Source organism: Thermoplasmata archaeon (assembly GCA_035632695.1).
Classification (GTDB): domain Archaea; phylum Thermoplasmatota; class Thermoplasmata; order RBG-16-68-12; family RBG-16-68-12; genus RBG-16-68-12.
The window spans coordinates 13,899-30,070 of sequence record DASQGG010000008.1 but is presented as its reverse complement, the minus strand read 5'-3'; the positions used below and the strand labels follow the sequence as shown (position 1 = coordinate 30,070).

The 16,172-nt window shown below is 67.8% G+C and carries 18 protein-coding genes and 1 pseudogene; 11 read left to right on the top strand and 8 right to left on the bottom strand.

Annotation, left to right across the window (positions count from 1 at the left end):
- Nucleotides 1-1,266 (bottom strand): hypothetical protein (locus VEY12_00545; GenBank protein HYM38619.1); only part of this gene is annotated, 1,266 nt, incomplete at its 3' end.
- A 333-nt stretch (nt 1,267-1,599) separates the two neighbouring features.
- Between VEY12_00545 and VEY12_00540 the strand changes: the two are divergent.
- Nucleotides 1,600-1,848, top strand: a pseudogene (locus VEY12_00540) (rhodanese-like domain-containing protein).
- Between the two features lie 106 nt (nt 1,849-1,954).
- Here the strand turns inward: VEY12_00540 and VEY12_00535 are convergent.
- The 3 genes from VEY12_00535 to VEY12_00525 form a co-directional block, all read right to left on the bottom strand.
- On the bottom strand, nt 1,955-2,950 hold the full coding sequence (locus VEY12_00535; GenBank protein HYM38618.1) for a 2-hydroxyacid dehydrogenase: 996 nt from the start codon (nt 2,948-2,950) through the stop codon (nt 1,955-1,957).
- A gap of 52 nt (nt 2,951-3,002) precedes the next feature.
- Nucleotides 3,003-5,363: a vitamin B12-dependent ribonucleotide reductase gene (locus tag VEY12_00530; GenBank protein ID HYM38617.1), complete on the bottom strand. Its 2,361-nt coding sequence runs from the start codon at nt 5,361-5,363 to the stop codon at nt 3,003-3,005.
- 240 nt (nt 5,364-5,603) lie between these two features.
- Nucleotides 5,604-6,779: a glycine cleavage system aminomethyltransferase GcvT gene (locus VEY12_00525; GenBank protein ID HYM38616.1), complete on the bottom strand. Its 1,176-nt coding sequence runs from the start codon at nt 6,777-6,779 to the stop codon at nt 5,604-5,606.
- 88 nt (nt 6,780-6,867) lie between these two features.
- Between VEY12_00525 and VEY12_00520 the strand changes: the two genes are divergently transcribed.
- Entirely contained in the window at nt 6,868-7,245 is a 378-nt protein-coding gene (locus tag VEY12_00520; protein HYM38615.1) for a DUF3198 domain-containing protein, read from the top strand.
- Here the strand turns inward: VEY12_00520 and hflX are convergent.
- Complete coding sequence (gene hflX, locus VEY12_00515) at nt 7,235-8,485, bottom strand: GTPase HflX (GenBank protein HYM38614.1); 1,251 nt, start codon at nt 8,483-8,485, stop codon at nt 7,235-7,237. The genes VEY12_00520 and hflX overlap by 11 nt on opposite strands.
- Nucleotides 8,486-8,605: 120 nt before the next feature.
- Between hflX and VEY12_00510 the strand changes: the two genes are divergently transcribed.
- Genes VEY12_00510 through VEY12_00500 form a run of 3 tightly spaced genes read left to right on the top strand, consistent with a single transcriptional unit; the run spans nt 8,606 to nt 9,536 of the window.
- The gene (locus VEY12_00510) at nt 8,606-8,842 is read left to right on the top strand and encodes a hypothetical protein (protein HYM38613.1); all 237 of its coding nucleotides are present in this window, start codon (nt 8,606-8,608) and stop codon (nt 8,840-8,842) included.
- 41 nt (nt 8,843-8,883) lie between these two features.
- Nucleotides 8,884-9,135 carry a MoaD/ThiS family protein gene (locus VEY12_00505; protein HYM38612.1) on the top strand — a complete coding sequence of 84 codons (252 nt, stop codon included), beginning with the start codon at nt 8,884-8,886 and terminating at the stop codon, nt 9,133-9,135.
- Nucleotides 9,132-9,536 (top strand): molybdenum cofactor biosynthesis protein MoaE, encoded by a 405-nt coding sequence (locus tag VEY12_00500; protein HYM38611.1) that lies wholly within the window; start codon nt 9,132-9,134, stop codon nt 9,534-9,536. The genes VEY12_00505 and VEY12_00500 overlap by 4 nt, the downstream gene beginning before the upstream one ends.
- A 59-nt stretch (nt 9,537-9,595) precedes the next feature.
- Here the strand turns inward: VEY12_00500 and VEY12_00495 are convergent, their stop codons facing one another.
- Nucleotides 9,596-10,048, bottom strand: a complete 453-nt coding sequence (locus VEY12_00495) for a hypothetical protein (protein ID HYM38610.1) — start codon at nt 10,046-10,048, stop codon at nt 9,596-9,598.
- A 338-nt stretch (nt 10,049-10,386) separates the two neighbouring features.
- Here VEY12_00495 and moaC point away from each other — a divergent pair, with 338 nt between their 5' ends.
- The 6 genes from moaC (at nt 10,387) to VEY12_00465 (ending at nt 15,224) form a co-directional block, all read left to right on the top strand.
- A complete protein-coding gene (gene moaC / locus VEY12_00490) occupies nt 10,387-10,839 on the top strand; it encodes a cyclic pyranopterin monophosphate synthase MoaC (GenBank protein ID HYM38609.1) in 453 nt (150 codons plus the stop codon).
- A 72-nt stretch (nt 10,840-10,911) separates the two neighbouring features.
- Entirely contained in the window at nt 10,912-11,184 is a 273-nt protein-coding gene (locus tag VEY12_00485; GenBank protein ID HYM38608.1) for a DUF5654 family protein, read from the top strand.
- A gap of 49 nt (nt 11,185-11,233) precedes the next feature.
- A complete protein-coding gene (locus tag VEY12_00480; protein HYM38607.1) occupies nt 11,234-12,859 on the top strand; it encodes a radical SAM protein in 1,626 nt (541 codons plus the stop codon).
- Between the two features lie 114 nt (nt 12,860-12,973).
- Nucleotides 12,974-13,474, top strand: a complete 501-nt coding sequence (locus VEY12_00475; protein HYM38606.1) for a molybdenum cofactor biosynthesis protein B — start codon at nt 12,974-12,976, stop codon at nt 13,472-13,474.
- Nucleotides 13,471-14,733: a gephyrin-like molybdotransferase Glp gene (glp, locus tag VEY12_00470; protein ID HYM38605.1), complete on the top strand. Its 1,263-nt coding sequence runs from the start codon at nt 13,471-13,473 to the stop codon at nt 14,731-14,733. The genes VEY12_00475 and glp overlap by 4 nt, the downstream gene beginning before the upstream one ends.
- Before the next feature lie 47 nt (nt 14,734-14,780).
- The gene (locus VEY12_00465; protein ID HYM38604.1) at nt 14,781-15,224 is read left to right on the top strand and encodes a GNAT family N-acetyltransferase; all 444 of its coding nucleotides are present in this window, start codon (nt 14,781-14,783) and stop codon (nt 15,222-15,224) included.
- Here the strand turns inward: VEY12_00465 and VEY12_00460 are convergent.
- Nucleotides 15,221-15,625: a hypothetical protein gene (locus tag VEY12_00460; protein HYM38603.1), complete on the bottom strand. Its 405-nt coding sequence runs from the start codon at nt 15,623-15,625 to the stop codon at nt 15,221-15,223. The genes VEY12_00465 and VEY12_00460 overlap by 4 nt on opposite strands.
- A 10-nt stretch (nt 15,626-15,635) precedes the next feature.
- Nucleotides 15,636-16,070 carry a UPF0179 family protein gene (locus VEY12_00455; GenBank protein HYM38602.1) on the bottom strand — a complete coding sequence of 145 codons (435 nt, stop codon included), beginning with the start codon at nt 16,068-16,070 and terminating at the stop codon, nt 15,636-15,638.
- Nucleotides 16,071-16,172: the final 102 nt, after the last annotated feature.

Genomic DNA, 16,172 nt, shown 5'->3' with positions numbered 1-16,172 from the left:
AATCCATAGGTCCGTGACGTTGTAGGCGTCCGCGGAACCGAGGAAGCGGAGCTGGGTCGCCACGTTGCCGCTCGCTGCGCCGCGCTTGACGGACGTGTAGTTCCCGCACCATTTGCTGCGGTCGCGCGCCCGGACGTTGTCGACATACAGGGTACAACTGCTCGCCGTCTCCGCGATTCCGACGTTGCCTGTCAACGGCGTCCCCGGCGGCGACAGGTCCGTCCCGCTCCACTGCTTGACGCCGGCCCACCAGACCTCGAAGTAGTTCCCGCGGGCGACCACTTTGACACTGTAGTTCGTGTTCGCGCTCATCGGGAGGGACAGGGTCGGAGACAACGCCGTGGTCACGCCGTTGATCACCTTGTCCAGGGTAACCTGCTGGCTCGCGAAGTTCACGTACAGGTAGTACTCGTTCGAGCTGCTCGCGTAGCGGAACATCAGGTCGGACGCGCCGCAGGAGGCGAAGTTCAGCGTGGTCCCCAAGGTGAGGTTGGTCCAAGACCCGGACGCGTGAATCTCCGTTGCGGTCAGCGACGCGCGCCCGGCGCTCAGGGAAAGACTGTGGCCCGAGGTCACCGTCCAGATCTCATTCGTGTTGTCGTTGAAGTTGTCCGCCAAGACGCCCAGGCGGAGGTTCGCGTCGCCCCAGTCGCTCGTCACGCTGTCCAGCGTCCCCGACCAGACGTTCGACGCGTTGGCCTTGAGGACCCACGTCGGGTCGAGGTAGAGCGGGTACTGCGCCCAGGTGACCATCACCGGGTCGAGATAGAGGGTCAGGCCACCGGGGGACCAGGAGACGGACTGGACGGGATTCGCGTAGACGTGCGGCACGGGGGCCGAATCACGCGCCGTGAAGGGCTCCGACTGCCAGATGATGCCGCCTTGGCGGTCGACCAGGTCGACCGTCGTGCCGCTCGCGTAGGGCAGGTAGGAACCGGAGAAGACGACGCCGATGGCGTCCAGGGGAGCCGCGCTCGGGGTCGCAAGGACGATTGTCTCCTTAATCGCGCCAGGCTGGAAGTCGTACAGGGCCCCCGGGACCTTCGCCTGGGTGAAGTTGCTCCCCAACCTCGTGGCCGTGAAGGATGTCGCATCCTCACGAAGCAGGTAGGGCCAGTCGCCGGTCGACCGGTTGAGTGCCGTCATGGGCTCGACGACGCCGTCCCAGCGGGTGAATGTCGGTAGGCTCGCCGCGGTCGCTGCGCCATTGGACATCCGCGTCACCGCGATTCCGGGGGTGTACGTCGTGCCATTCGCCGAAGACATCGACGCGGACGCCAGCGTCGCCGGTGCAGCGGATGCAGCGCGGGGCAGGACCGCAAATACAGTGAAGATGAGGACGATTGTCGCGAAGAGGGCGAAGAATCGTGCTAGACGTAGGGAAGGACGCACAGCTCGAGCCGTTATGCCTCCGACAACCTCCTCGCTTCCACCGTCCGGCTCAGCCGTCTCCTGCCGCGACTCGACCGTTGAGATCCCTCCAGCCATGACGAGGCCGATAGCATGGCCCCGCGCATCCCGCTCGCACGGACGCCACAAAACGGCCGGAGTTAAGTTGCTTGCTCATTCACGTAGAACGGCCGCAGCTGACCAACGACGAACATCCCCTGGGCGCAGGCCGTGAACGACGACGGCACGCTGAAGTCCGCGGACGAGCTCAAGGCGATCTACGAGCCCAAGGGCGTGCTGCCGGAGAACCGCGTGATCACGTACTGCCGGATCGGGGAGCGGTCGTCCCACACGTGGTTCGTGCTCAAGTACCTGCTAGGGTACCCGGACGTCCGGAACACCGACGGCTCGTGGACGGAGTGGGGCAACCTCGTACGTACGCCGATCGAGAAGCCGTGAGGGCTACCTCGGACGCCCGGACCCGAGTGATGTACCCACGCGAGGCACCGTGGACCGAAACGGCTTCCCCTCTTGGTTTCGAGGACGCGAAAGTCCCGACTATCGGTTAACGTGGCTCGGCCACAGTGTCATATTCTGTCACGTTCACCACGTTCCGTGGCGTCTCGCCTCGGAGGAACCGGAGGACGTTGTCCAGGGCCGCCTCCATGGCCCACCGGCGCTGCCCGGGGATCGCGTTCGCGTTGTGCGGCGTCATCACCACGTTGGGAAGTTCGTGGAACGGACGGTGGAACGGGCGGCCGTGCGTGCCGGTGGGGTAGACCCACCACACGTCTAGCGCCGCGCGGAACTTCGGATGGGATCGCAGGTGCTCGTACAAGTCGTCCTCCACGACGATCTTGCCGCGCGCGACGTTCACGAGGACGGCATCTTCCTTCATCGATTCGAGGAAGGCACGGTCCACGAGACCTTTGGTCCGAGACGTGAGGGGAAGCGCGAGGACGACGTAGTCCGAGCGCGGAAGGAACCGCGGGAGGTCGTCCAGACGCGCGCCCTCGTCCGCGGGCTGGACGACGGCTCCTGACCGGCTCACCCCCAGCACGTGCATGTGGAGGGATTTGCAGACCCCGGCGATCATCGTGCCGATGCCGCCCATCCCGAGGACCAAGACCGTGGCGTCGGCGAGCGCCTTGCTCGCCGCGGTCTGGTCGAAGGTGCCCGCGACGATCTCCCGCGTCCGTTGCGGGATGTCCTTTGCCGCGGCCAGGAGGAGCGCCATGGCGTGCTCGCCGACCGAGGTGTTGTAGGCGCCGGCGTTCCCGCACACGAGCAGGGACTTCGGGAGGCTGCGGTAGGGAAGGTGGTCCACGCCCGCGACGAGGGTCTGGAGCATGCGGAGGCGCGGGGCGTGCGCCGCGAGGTCCGCCGGAAGCTCGCGTCCGAAGCCCATGGTCACGACGACGTCGGCTCGGGACCAGGCCGCGCCGCGCTCGGGCTCGGGGAGATCCTCGAGGATGACGGCCTCGAAGGCACCGCGGTTCCTCGCTTCGAGGACCGCACGACGCTCCGCGTCCATGGGACAGGCGAAGACCACCGAAGCCATCGAGGCACCGGTAGCCGCACGGGCACTTGTCCCTTTCGACCGCGAGGCGGCGTCAGCACTCCGAATAGCCGCAGGAGTGGCACTTCACACAGCCCTCCTCATAGACGAGCTGCTTGCCACACTCCGGGCACTCCGGGTTCAGGCCCTTCTTGAGCATCTCCTCGACGTCGCGGGACTCCTTCTCGAGCTCCACGTCCGTCTCCACGGCGCCGCCGAGCTCGTCGAACGTCTCCACGGGCGGCTGGATGCCCGTCTTCTGCATGCCGATGTGGCGCTTCATGGCCTTTGCGATCGCGTCGGGGATCGAGTAGACGCGCTCGCCGTGGTCCACGGCGATCCGCGGGCTCCGGATGCCCTCGAGCTGGTCGATGATCTCGTCGACGGGGACGCCGGACCGCAGGCAGAGGGACACGAGGCGCGCGATCCCTTCCGTGAACGACGCGGTGTACCCGCCCCCGCGGCCGATCTGCGCGAAGACCTCGAAGAGGCCCCGATCGTCCTCGTTGATCGTGACGTACAGGGCGCCGTACCCCGTGAGGATCTTCTGCGTGCGGCCCGTGATCACGTCGGGCCGCGCGCGCGGGCGGAGGGCGACCGGTGCGGCCGGGACCGGGACCGTGATCTGTTCGGGCTTCTCGGCCACCCCGATGTTGAGGACCTGGTCCTCCCGCGATCCGTCGCGGTACACGGTGATCCCCTTGCACTTGAGGTCGAACGCGAGGAGGTACGCGTGCTTCACATCGTCCACGCCGGCCGCCTTGGGGAGGTTGATCGTCTTCGAGACCGCGGCGTCGCAGTAGTCCTGGAAAGCGGCCTGCATCCGCACGTGCCACTCCGGCGCGACGTCGTGGGCAGTCGCGAAGACGCGCTGCCACTTCTCCGGGATGTCCGAGAGGCCGCGCGGGGATCCGTGGTTCTCTATGATCCGCTGGACGAGGTCCTCGCGCCAGAACCCTTCGCGCCGGGCGACCTCCTCGAAGTACTCAAGGAAGTAGGGGAGCTCCTCGCCCTCCATGACCCGCTTGTACCAGATCAGGCTGAACTCGGGTTCGCAGCCGCCGGACGTGTCCGCGATCATGGACAGGGTGCCCGTGGGCGCGACCGTGGTCACGTACGAGTTGCGCATCTTGAGGCCCAGCGCCTCGTGGCGGCTCCCCTCCCAGGCCGGGTACGGACCGCGCTCCCCGGCGAGCTTCTGGCTCTCGTCGTATCCCGTCTCGTGGATGAACTTCATGACCTTGCGGCCCCACTCGACGCCCTCCGGGCTGTCGTAGGGAGCCTCGAGCAGGAACAGGAGGCGGGCGAAGCCCATGACGCCGAGGCCGATCTTCCGGGTGGCCTTGGTCATCTCCTCGATCTCCTTGACCGGGTAGCTGTTCATGTCGATCACGTTGTCGAGCATGCGGACGGTCGCGCGGATCGTCGCCTCGAGCTTCCTCCAGTCGACCTCCCAGCGTCCGCCCTTGCCGCGGAGCATGTGCTTCTCCAGGTTGATGGATCCGAGGTTGCAGGACTCGTAGGGCAGGAGGGGCTGCTCCCCGCATGGGTTCGTTGCCTCCATGTCGCCGACGTGGGGCGTGGGCTGCCGTCGGTTCGTCTCGTCGACGAAGAAGAGCCCGGGTTCGCCGTTCTTCCAGGCCTGGTACGCGATCTTCTCGAACACCTCGCGGGCGTCGAGCTGCTTCACGGCCTTGTTCGTCCGCGGGTTCACGAGATCGTACGCCGTGCCGGCCTTCACCGCCTCCATGAACTTGTCCGTCACGGCCACGGAGATGTTGAAGTTCGTGATCTCCGAGGTCTTGTCCTTGCAGGTGATGAACTTCAGGATGTCCGGGTGATCCACGCGGAGGATGCCCATGTTCGCCCCGCGTCGCTTGCCACCCTGCTTGATCTGCTGCGTCGCCTCGTCGAAGATCTTCATGAAGGAGACGGGGCCGGAGGCCACGCCCATGGTCGATTTCACGAAGTCCCCCTCGGGCCGGAGGCGGCTGAAGGAGAAGCCGGTGCCGCCGCCGGACTGGTGAATGAGGGCCTGCTGCTTGAGCGCCTCGAAGATCCCCGCGAGGCTGTCGTCCACGGGGAGGACGAAGCAGGCGCTCAGCTGCTGCAGCTCGAGCCCCGCATTCATGAGCGTCGGGCTGTTCGGCAGGAAGTCCAGCTCGGCCATGAGGCGGTAGAACCGCCGGGCGGCTTCCTCGACCCGCCGCTCGTCCGCGCCGTAGTAGCGCTCGGCCTGGGCGAGGTTCCAGGCGACCCGGGTGAAGAGCTCCCTCGGGGTCTCGATGACCCGATTCTTGTCGTCACGTTTGAGGTATCGTTTCTCGAGCACGCGGAGGGCGTTCTCGGTCAGCTTGGGATCGGGCTCACGGGCGAGGACGTCGATGCCCTTGGATTGCACCTTGATCTGCTCCATGGAAGGAACCTCTCCAGTTGGGATTCCAGGACGCACGGACCTGATGTTCCGGACCATCCCTGGGGGTAGCCGCGGCGAACAGGGTGAGGGGGTATAGTTCTTTTTGAAGCATCTTTGTTACCGGCCGGCGACGGGTCGTTTACCATGTTTGTTACCAGATGTGCGACCCAAGGCGCCTGACGCTCTTAAGCCTGCGGCCGTCCGCTTACGGTCGAACGAAATCTCTCCATAGGGAGAGATTCACAGGAAGGGGAGGTGGACCACCTGCGCGGGATGTGGGGTGCCTCGGATGTCGATCCCGACACGCGTTCCCGGCAATGCGTGGTCGCGGTCCACGGACGCCAGGGCGATGCCAACCCGCAAGGACGGGGACAGGGTGCCGCTGGTGACCGTGCCGATCCGAGTGCCATCCGCCAATACGGCGCACTCGTGCCGCGGAATTCCCCGGTCCAGCACCTTAAGGCCCACGAGCCGAGGGTAGTCCCCTCGAGACCGCTGGGCCTCGAGCGCCGTGCGACCGATGAACGGACGATCCCATTTGACGACCCAGTCGGAATGGACCTCCAGGGGCGTTTGACGGCCCGTGAAATCCTGCCCGGAGAGCAGGTACCCTTTTTCCAACCGGAGGGTGTCCCGGGCGCCCAAACCAATGGGCTGGATCGGGAGGTCCGCTCCGGCGGCCAGAAGCGCCTCCCAAACGGCCTGCCCAACGCCGGCGACGGGGAAGAGCTCGAAGCCCGCCTCCCCCGTGTACCCCGTGCGGGTCGCGAAGAGGCGGGGTCCACCGGAAGCGGGGGTGGGTAACGGCGGGGAGGTGGCCGCCAACAGGCCGTCCGCGCCGCCGGACCCCCACCCCTCGGCTTCCACTGCAACGCCGGCACGCCGCACGTCGAAGTCCAGAGCCGCCCCCCAGAACGGCTTAAGCCCCGCAAGGTCGACCGAGGTGAACCGTTGGAGCAGGCCCGGGGCCCGCGGGCCCTGGAGCGCGAGGCAAAGGTGCGTGGCCGTGAGATCGTCGACACGGACGTCGGCGGGACGGTGGGCGTCGAGCCATGCAGCCACGGCAGGGCGGGGCCCCGCGTTGCATACAACGAAGAAGCGGTCGGTGGCGAGGGTCGTGATAATGACGTCGTCGATGATCGTGCCGTCGTCGCGGAGAAGGTGCGTGTAGCGCGCACGGCCCGCCGTCTTGGATACGTCGTTGGCGCTCAGGCCGTCGAGGAAACGGTGGGCGGAGGCTCCCTGCACGAGGAGCTTACCCATGTGGCTCACATCGAACAGGCCCGCGGTACGACGCACGGTGAGGTGCTCTTCGACGATGCCCGAGTACTGGAGGGGCATCTCCCATCCGCCGAACTCAATCATCCGCGCGCCGGCGGCGACGTGCCAGTCGTACAGAGGCGTCCGAAGGGGCATGGAGCACGCGGGACATGCGGGTTCGAAGATTGAACCTTGGGCTGGAGCGGGCAAAGCTTATGACCGCCGCACTCATAGCCCGCGCCGCATGGTCAGCCTGCGGGATCTCCGGTACGAGTTGAGTACCTTGATCTTCGGCCTGGGCATCCTGAGCATGATCCTCGCGATCACGTACTGGGTGATCCCGAACGTGACCCCGGACTGGCTCAAGTCCGTCAACAACGCGATCAACAACTGGATGATTTGGGTGGCCTTCCTCGGCTTCCTCGCGCTGCTCGGAGGCGGCTATTACTTCATCGACACGATCCGCAAGGAGAGGGAGTTCGACCGCCTCGTGACCACGACGTCCAAGGAGATTTTCGTCAAGAACCAGAAGCGCATCGAAGAACTCGCGTACTACCATCTGCCCTCGTCGTACGAGAAACGGTACCACGCGAAGCGGAAGGAGTTCCGGATCAAGGGTTGAGGTCCCGGCGGAGGACCACCCGGCCGAGGTCTTGGACCAGGTCCGCATCCTGGGGCCGACATCGGACGACCGCCTCGACCCGGTCCGGCCTGTGATCCACGGACACGACGTCCGTGCGCTCGTGGAGCCAGTGCAGCTTCGCCTCACTGTCCGGGTCGAGCGGGAGCACGAGATGGATTTCGATGGGGTAGGCGAACGTCTCCTGGATCACACGGCGGAGGTCTTCGAGCCCGTCCTCCGTGCGCGCCGACAGCAGGAGGGGCGGCCGGTGCAACTCGGACTCGGCGAGGGCCCGTGCCTTGTCCGTCAGCGCCTCCGCGGAGAGCAGGTCGACCTTCGTGAGGACGGGGAGAATCGCCTCGATGCGGACTTTGGGGAGGAGGGTGCGCGCCGCGAGACGGACCTTGCGGCGGATCTCATCGACGGAATCGACCGCGTCGACGAGCAGCAGGACGAGGTCCGCCTGGAATATCTCCTCTAGGGTGGCGTTGAACGCGTCGATCATCCAGAAGGGCACGCCGTCCACGAATCCGACCGTGTCCGTGAGGAGGATGCGACGATGGATTCCGGGAAGCGTCCGCGTCGTCGTGGAGAGCGTAGAGAACATGCGCGCATCTACGACGACGTGCTCGCGGGCGAGGGCGTTCAGGAGGGACGACTTGCCCGCGTTCGCGTACCCCGCCAAGGCGACCAGATGGTATCCCCGCTCCTTGCGCAGCTGGCGCCGCACGCCCCGTTCGCGGCGAATCATCTCGAGCTCGTCCTTGATTTTCTTGAGCCGGCGCTTGACCGTCTCGTAGTACGCGTCCACACGCAGTTCGCCGCCCGACATGAACCCGGGCCGCTCGCCCACGTCCGCCTCGTGGATCCACTCGCGCAGCAGGGGGATCTCATACTGGAGGAGCGCGAGCTCGACCTGGAGCTTCGCTTCGCGCGTGGCGGCCCGTTGCGCGAAGAGTTCCAGGAGGACCCGGAGGCGGTCGTAGCATTCCACGCCCAGCTCCTGCTCCAGGTGAAAATGCATCGTGGGCCGCAGCTCGCCGTTGAACACGGCCAGGTCGATGCCGCCTCGGTCGATTCGATCCCGGATCTCCTCGAGCTTGCCTCGGCCGACGAAGGTTTGCGGTTCGGGCCGGTCCCGGCGCTGGACGATGCGGTCCGCAACCCGGTGCCCTGCGGAGTCGAGAAGCGCCTCAATCTCCGCGGTGTCCGGCGCGAGGGAGACCAGGAGGACGTCCAACGGCCCGTCCAAAGGGCGGGTGCCCGATAAGCGTTTCCACCGGAAATGAAGGGGTGGGGGTGACGCTCCGCGCCTCGATAGGAATCAACCTTAAATAAGGTTAAACCGGTCCTGCGTGACGTGCAGACCGGATGCGGCCTCACCACGAAGGAGATCCGCGGGCGTCCCTACCTCTACTTCTGGCACTACGAGGAACGTGGGGGGAAGCATGTCCAGGTCTTCCAGTACATCGGCTCGCCGCACTCCCCTTCCTCCCGGCCGCGACTCGAGGCCGCGATCGCGGACTACTTCGACCGTATCGCCGTGGAGCTCCGAGAGCGACGCGCCGCGCTCCTGGCGCGTGCTTCGGAGGCGTGAGGCGCAAAGCCCAAATGGCGCCCCCGGCATCCGACGGAGGCATGCAGCTGCGGGTCCGGCTCTTCGCCACGTACCGCGAGATCGTGGGTGCGAAGGATCTCGCCTGGACCACCGATCCCGGGACCACCCTGGGGCAGTTCCTCGACGCGTTCCTGCGCCGCCATCCCAAGCTCGCGCCCCACCGCGACACGATGATGCTCGCCGTGAACCGGTCGTTCGCGGAACCCTCGACGGTCCTCAAGGAGGGCGACGAGGTCGCACTCCTGCCGCCCGTGAGCGGAGGCGCGGCATGATCCGGATCACCCGCGGGCGGATCGACGTCCCCGCGGTCCTGGACAGCGTGCGTCGCGACGATGCCGGCGCGGTCGTGCTCTTCCTCGGGAGCGTGCGGGAGGAACCCGCGGTCGCAGCCCTGGACTACGAGATCTACGTCCCCATGGCGGAGAAGGTGCTCACGGAGCTCGTGGCGCGGGCGCGGGACAAGTTCCCAATTCTCGACATGTCCATCGTGCACCGGCTCGGCCGCGTCCCGGTCGGTGGGGACTCGGTGGCGGTCGCGTGCTCCGCGCCCCATCGCCGCGCGGCGTTCGACGCCTGCACGTGGGCCATGGACGAGGTCAAGCGGATCGTGCCGATCTGGAAGTCGGAGCCCCCACGCAAAGCCTCCCGACCGCCGACGACGCGCTCCCGCTGATCCGCAAGAAACCGCGGCCGGGCCGTCCGCCCGGACCGCTTCCCCGAAGGAAAGAAGGTTCAGTGGCCGCCCTTGGACTCGCCGCGGGAGCCGTCCCGCTCCGACCGACCCTCGTTCCGAGCGTCGTGGCCATGGTGGCCGTTGACCTCGCCGTTGTGGTGGCCGTGGTCATGGCCGTCGTGGCCGTGGCCCGCCGGGTCGTGGCACGCGCCCTCCCGTCCATGATCGCCGTCGTGGCGGTCCGAGTGGTGCGAGGAGGCGTCTCCCGTCCCGCAGCCGTCGTGGTCGTGCCCGTCCCCCGGATGGCTCGGCGGGGTCGTCGTCGAGGGCGTTGCGGGCGCGCTTCTCCCGGGCCAAGGGCCGTGCGGGTTCGGGCCGCTCGGCATCCGGGGCTGGTTCACGAGCGTGCTGCTCGCGGTCGGCCCCGCCTGGGGAAGGAGCACGTAGACCACGAGGGCCACGGCGATGGCGACGGCCAAGCCCAGCCCTACGAGTTTCTTGGTGTTTCCCATGTCCTTCGCCTCACGTCGTTTCGCCCGACCCCGGAGCCGCACGCGAGCCGCTCGGCCGGTCGGGTCACGCGGCGGGGACGCGGGGAAGGAATCGCACGTTCGGGAGGCCGTGCCGCGGCGTCCCGTCCCATCCCTTCGTGCGCGCCTTGTCCCATCCGCACAAGCCCGCCTCAGCGGCCGGGGCCGTAGTTAAGCGCTCCGGCGTCCGACGCATCGACTTGACAACGCCTCGCGCGCGCGATGGGAAGGGCGGCCGCAGCGTCCGACGCGCGCGCGTGTCTTGACAACGTCGGACGCCTGCAAGGGATGAAATAGCGTGGGCTCGGTGGCGGAAGGCGATGGCGCGGATGGTCGACATCGGGGCCAAACCCGACGTGCCTCGGAGGGCGGTGGCCACGGGCACGATCCGCCTGCGGCCGAAGACGATCGCCGCCATCCGGTCGGGACGCGTCGAGAAGGGCGACCCCATTGCGGCCGCCGAGGTCGCCGGTCTGCAGGCGATCAAGTCCACGTGGCAGACGCTGCCCCACTGTCATCCCATCCCGCTCACGTCCGCGGCCGTCGAGTTCGAGATTGCGGCAAACCGCATCGACTGCACGACCACCGTGGAAGCGACCTACAAGACGGGTGTGGAGATGGAGGCCCTGTACGGCGTGACCGTCGCCTTGCTCACGGTCTGGGACATGGTCAAGTCGTTGGAGAAGGACGAACGAGGGCAGTATCCAACCGCCAGGATTGAGGGGATTCGTGTGGTCTCGAAAGAGAAGGGCGCGGCCCGACCCGGCCGCTAAGCCGATCAAAGCCCGGTGGGCTCCTCCGAAAAGGACTATTCTTCGTTGGTACATTCCCGATCGAGGGTTGGTATGGCTGAGGAACGAAAGCTCTCGGTCGCGGAAGTGCGCAAGACCATCTCGACGTCCCTCGCGACGGCGTTCGGTTTCGTCATTGCGCTGCTCTGGAACCAAGTCGTGCAGGGCGGGCTCGGCCTCGCCCACGTGAACACAACGGCGCCGGCGGATGCTCTCGGGTATGTGAGCTTCATCGTCACCGCGGTTATCATCACCGTCGTGATGATCGTGCTGATCATTGTGATCGGGCGCTGGGGCAGCAAGGAATCCAAGAAGGTGCAGACCTAGGCGACCCGCCGAAGCCCTTTTATCGCGAGGGCGGCATGGATTGCGACCCATGAAGGTCGTGATCCTGGACGGCTACGTGGACGAGCCGTCCAACTTCGGCGTGCCGCCCTACGTTTCCCCGTATCCGCGGTACCTCGCGGGCGCGGTCGCCGACTCGGGCCACGACTGGGAGTACGTCACGGTCGATCAGGTCCGAGCCGGGCGTCCTCTCAAGGGCGACCTGCTCGCGATCATCTCGGGCCCCATCGTCCCGGGCAAGTACCTCCGCGGCCTGCCCATCAGCGAGAAGGAGGTCCTCCGCCACGCCGAAGCGTTCGCGGGCCCTCGCGTCCTCGGCGGCCCTCTCGCGCGATTCCGGTTCTTCGACGAGACCCTGACCGAACCGTTCGACCACGTCGCCGTCCGCGACCTCGACGCGTGCGTGTACGATCATCTCACCCGCGGCGAATGGGAGGACCGCGACCGGGCCCTGGCGGAGTGGGACCGCTGGGGCCTCCTCGGCGCGGAGGTCGTCCGGCACCACCCCGACTTCCCCGAGCCGTTGATCGCGGAGCTCGACACGACGAAGGGCTGCGTCCGCTACGTGAACGGCGGATGCAGCTTCTGCATTGAGCCGCAGTACGGGATCACGAAGTTCCGGCCCCTGGACGGCATCCTCGCGGAGGTTCGGCGGCTCGCGGAGCTCGGCGTCGTGAACTTCCGCCTGGGCGGCCAGGCGGACTTCTTCAGCTACCAGGCCTTGGGTCTGGGCAGCTCCCCCACGCCCCAGATCAACGTCCCCGCGCTCGCTGCCCTGCTCCGCGGCATCCGCGAGGAGGCGCCCCGCCTCCGGATCCTACACACGGACAACGGCGATCCCGCCATGATGGTGGCCCACCCCGACGAGGCCACGGACGGGCTGCGTCTCCTGGTCCGCTACACCTCGCCGGGCAACCTGTTGTCCTTCGGGCTCGAGTCCGCGGATCCCGCGGTCACGGAGGCGAACAACCTGAACATCGATGCGGACGGCTGCCTCGAGGCCATCCGCATGGTGAACGGGGTCGGACGAGAGCGAGGCGAGAACGGCATGCCGCGCCTCCTCCCTGGACTCAACTTCGTCGCGGGACTCACCGGGGAGACGAGGAAGACCTTCGACCTCAATCGCGCGTTTCTCCGCCGCCTGCTCGAGGAAGATCTCTGGGTCCGGCGCGTGAACCTGCGGCAGGTGCGCCCGGTCCGCCAGGAGTTCGAGCCCACGGGCCTTCACGCGGAGTTCCGGCGGTTCAAGGAGTCCGTGCGGACGGGATTCGACCACGAGATGCTGCGTCGCGTTGTGCCCGAGGGGACCGTGCTGACCCGCGTGTTCCTGGAACTCCGACAGGGCCACGTGACGTACGGCCGGCAGATCGGCACGTATCCAATCCTCGTCGGCCTCCCGTACCCCGTGCCGCTGAATCGGTTCGTCGACGTCCGCGTGGTGAGCCACGGGCATCGCTCCCTGACGGGGGTCGAGTACCCGCTTGACGTGAACGCGGCCCCGCTCGCCGCGCTCTCCTCCCTCCCGGGGATCGGCGCGAAGCGGGCCGCACGGATCGTCCGAGCGCGTCCCTTCCCGTCCTTTCCCGCCTTCGCCGCCTCCCTGGACGACGCGGCGGCCGCGGAGCGCGTGGCGCCGTTCCTCCGGTTCGCATCGTGAAGACTCGGTCGGGGGCCTCCGCGCGCGCCCGCGCGCCGGGAGCGGAATCAACCTTGTTTAAGGTTGATTTTCTGGGCCAACCTTTTGGACTGCGCCGGTCTTCCCCTTCCGTCCATGGCCACCCCGAGGCAGCACAAGGAGCACGCGCCCGCCTCCGTGAAGTGCGGCGTCGTCACGAGCTCGGACAGTCGAACCCCCGACACGGACGAGTCGGGCAAGCTGATCAAGGACCTGCTCCTGAAGAAGGGCCACACGGTCCTCTTCTACGCGGTGGTCAAGGACGAGCCCAAGGCCCTCGCGGACGCGGTGGAGCAGGCATCCTGGACGTGCGACGCGATCATCACGAACGGCGGCACGGGCGTCGCGCGCCGCGACGTGACGATCCCCACCCTGGCACCCCTGTTCGAGCGCACCCTCCCTGGATTCGGCGAGCTCTTCCGCCGCCTCTCCTACGAGACGATCGGCAGCGCGGCCTGGCGCTCCGGGGCCACCGCAGGCGTGTACCACGGCCGCATCGTCTTCTGCCTCCCGGGCTCGCCGGACGCGTGCCGCCTGGCCATGGAGAAGCTCATCCTCCCCGAGCTCCCCCACGTCGTGGGGGTGATGGGCCGATGAACCGCGAGACCGTCCATCGAGGCCACGGGCCGGACGAGCACCCGAGCCGAGGCATGCGGCCCCTCAAGGCCCTGATTCCCTTGGACGAAGCGCTCACCCTGTGCCTAGGCCTCGCCGCCCCCCTCGAGCGGCGGGAGACCGTGGGTCTCCTCGACTCGCTCCGACGCGTGAACGCGGAGGACGTGCGCGCCCCGATCGACGTGCCGCTGGCGGACCGCGCGGCCATGGACGGCTACGCGGTCGTCGCCCGGGAGACCTTCCGCGCGGGGAAGTTCAAGCCCGTCGTGGTCCGCATCCAGGAGACCCTGTATGCGGACGGCGTGCCCAGGAAGCGCGTGGCCAAGGGACGCACCACGGAGGTCGCCACGGGCGCGACCCTGCCTCCCGGGGCGGACGCGGTCGTCATGGTCGAGGACACGGAACGCGAAAGGGACGTCGTCAAGGTGTACCGCCCCGTGCATCCCCGGGAGAACGTCTCGGGGCAGGGGGAGGACATCCGCAAAGGCTCCCGCGTCGTCGCCGCGGGGGAGTGGCTCACGCCCGCGAAGGTGGGCGCGCTCGCGGCGATCGGCCGGGACCGCGTCGCCGTGTTCGCGAAGCCGCGGGTCGCCATCCTGACCACGGGGGACGAGGTCGTGCCGCCCGGGAAGCCGATCCGGCCGGGCCAGGTGTACGACATCAACGCGAACACGATGTCCTGCGTGGTCCGGGAGAACGGCGGCGAGCCCGTGCTCCTCGGGCGGGTCGGCGACCGCCTCGAGGCGCTCCGCGACGCCCTCGGTCGGGCGGTGGCGGAGGACCTCGTCGTCTTCAGCGGGGGGTCCAGCGTGGGCGCGAAGGACATGATCATCGACGTCCTGCGCTCCATGGGCGAGCTCCTGTTCCATGGCGTCGCCGTGAAGCCGGGCAAGCCGACGGTCCTGGGACGCGTGGACGGCAAGCCGGTCCTCGGGATGCCCGGCTACCCGACGTCGTGCCTGAGCAACTGCTACCTCATGCTCGCGCCCATGCTGCGGCGGATGGCGCGCCTCCCGCCTCCCGTCAAGCGCGTCGTCGAGGCGCCGCTGGCCAAGCGGCTCACGAGCGCACTCGGCCGGGTGGAGTTCCACACCGTGTGCCTCGTCGGCGGAGAGGCCGTGCCGGCCTACAAGGAGAGCGGCGCGATCACCTCGATGGCCCACGCGGACGGGTACATCGAGATTCCCGCGAATGTGGACCTCCTGGAGAAGGGAGAGACGGTCCGCGTCACCCTGTTTTGAGCCGGTCGCGTAATCCTTATACGGGTGGCCCGACTCGCGGACTTCCCATGGCCCTCGTCGAGCGCGCCGCACCTCCGGACCGCCCCGACGTCGAACGCCTAATCGCCGCGTACCACGCCTCGGAAGGGGTGAAGCCCCGGCCCGAGCGGATCTCGTGGGCCGTGGACCAGATCCTCCGAAACCGGGTCGGCGGCTTGCTCCTCGTCGCGCGGGAGAAGCGGATCGTCGTTGGTGTCGCGCTCGCCGTGTACCAGACGTCCGCGGAGCTCGGCCGGCTCCTCGTGGTCAACGACTTCTTCGTCGAGCCGGCCCTGCGGCGCAAGGGCATTGGGCGGGCCTTGGCCACGAAGATCCTGGAGGAGGCAAAGGCGATGCACATCGACCAGATCGACCTCGAGGTCCTTCCCACGAACACGCCGGCGGCCGCGTTCTGGAAGTCCCTGGGGTTCCGGAACACGGGACGGACGATCTACAGCCGCGAGTTCGCCTAGCGACCGTGGACGACGGTCCGGTGCGCCTGGAACACTCCCTGCCCGAACTCCTTCCCGCAGTCCGGGCAGCGCACGCGGGGCCGGGAGCGGTTCGGGTCCTGGCGGCCCAACGCCCCGAGCAGCTCCCCCATCTCGAAGGCGATGCCTTCGGACTCCGCCTCGGATCCGTGGAAGCTCGCGATGGCGTTCTCCCGGAGGAAGTCCACGTGGAGGTCGATCTCCGCGCCCTTCGGCACGGTCTCCAGACCGTGCGTCTCGAGGCGCATGTGGAAGCGGCGGCCTCGGTGGAGCGACTTGAACGCGACCACGTCGAACGGCTCGCGCTTCACGAGATACCCCAGGGTGAGGCACGCGGCCTCGATCGCGTGGAGGGTCATCCTCCGCGGCAAGGAGGCTTTCATGGGCCGCTCCCTACTCCGAGTAGGTGACGCGGACGGGGACGATCGCGTACCCGAGGGGGCAGTCGAGCTCTTTGCCGACGTCCTGCACGCGGATGCGCTGACCCGGGTCGATGCCCACGGGGTGGCAGAGGCGGTAGTTCGGACACGCCGCGTTGGAACAGACGAGCGGCTCGTACCCGACGATGGCGCCCTCCACGGCCCCGCGGACGGGGAGGCTGCACGCGGGCGGCGCGGCCTCGACCTCGACGACCCGGACGCGCTCCTCGTTCAGAAGACAGGGATGGGTCACGTCGCGCGCCCGGAGGATTCGGTACCGCCGCCCGACCTCCTGGTTCAGGCACGCGGCCTTCACGCGGCACGCGCGGCACTCGGGTTGCGGCCCCCGGTACACGAATTCGTGGCCCTCGACCGCCTGACGCTCCCCCACCAGGGTGATCTGGGCCACTCGGCTCCCCGACGTTGCCAAAGCTCCGGTCCGTCTTAAGGCCACCGCCCCTCGGCGCCCGCGGCACCCGGGACGGCATCTTCATCTAGGCGGCGCCGCATC

What these genes read in the sequence shown, in the direction of transcription:
- VEY12_00535 (HYM38618.1), bottom strand. Translation starts at nt 2,950, where the DNA reads ATGGCTTCGGTGGTCTTCGCCTGTCCCATGGACGCGGAGCGTCGTGCG.
- VEY12_00530 (HYM38617.1), bottom strand. Translation starts at nt 5,363, where the DNA reads ATGGAGCAGATCAAGGTGCAATCCAAGGGCATCGACGTCCTCGCCCGT.
- VEY12_00525 (HYM38616.1), bottom strand. Translation starts at nt 6,779, where the DNA reads ATGCCCCTTCGGACGCCTCTGTACGACTGGCACGTCGCCGCCGGCGCG.
- VEY12_00520 (HYM38615.1), top strand. Translation starts at nt 6,868, where the DNA reads ATGGTCAGCCTGCGGGATCTCCGGTACGAGTTGAGTACCTTGATCTTC.
- VEY12_00505 (HYM38612.1), top strand. Translation starts at nt 8,884, where the DNA reads ATGCAGCTGCGGGTCCGGCTCTTCGCCACGTACCGCGAGATCGTGGGT.
- VEY12_00500 (HYM38611.1), top strand. Translation starts at nt 9,132, where the DNA reads ATGATCCGGATCACCCGCGGGCGGATCGACGTCCCCGCGGTCCTGGAC.
- VEY12_00495 (HYM38610.1), bottom strand. Translation starts at nt 10,048, where the DNA reads ATGGGAAACACCAAGAAACTCGTAGGGCTGGGCTTGGCCGTCGCCATC.
- moaC (HYM38609.1), top strand. Translation starts at nt 10,387, where the DNA reads ATGGCGCGGATGGTCGACATCGGGGCCAAACCCGACGTGCCTCGGAGG.
- VEY12_00485 (HYM38608.1), top strand. Translation starts at nt 10,912, where the DNA reads ATGGCTGAGGAACGAAAGCTCTCGGTCGCGGAAGTGCGCAAGACCATC.
- VEY12_00480 (HYM38607.1), top strand. Translation starts at nt 11,234, where the DNA reads ATGAAGGTCGTGATCCTGGACGGCTACGTGGACGAGCCGTCCAACTTC.
- VEY12_00475 (HYM38606.1), top strand. Translation starts at nt 12,974, where the DNA reads ATGGCCACCCCGAGGCAGCACAAGGAGCACGCGCCCGCCTCCGTGAAG.
- glp (HYM38605.1), top strand. Translation starts at nt 13,471, where the DNA reads ATGAACCGCGAGACCGTCCATCGAGGCCACGGGCCGGACGAGCACCCG.
- VEY12_00465 (HYM38604.1), top strand. Translation starts at nt 14,781, where the DNA reads ATGGCCCTCGTCGAGCGCGCCGCACCTCCGGACCGCCCCGACGTCGAA.
- VEY12_00460 (HYM38603.1), bottom strand. Translation starts at nt 15,625, where the DNA reads ATGAAAGCCTCCTTGCCGCGGAGGATGACCCTCCACGCGATCGAGGCC.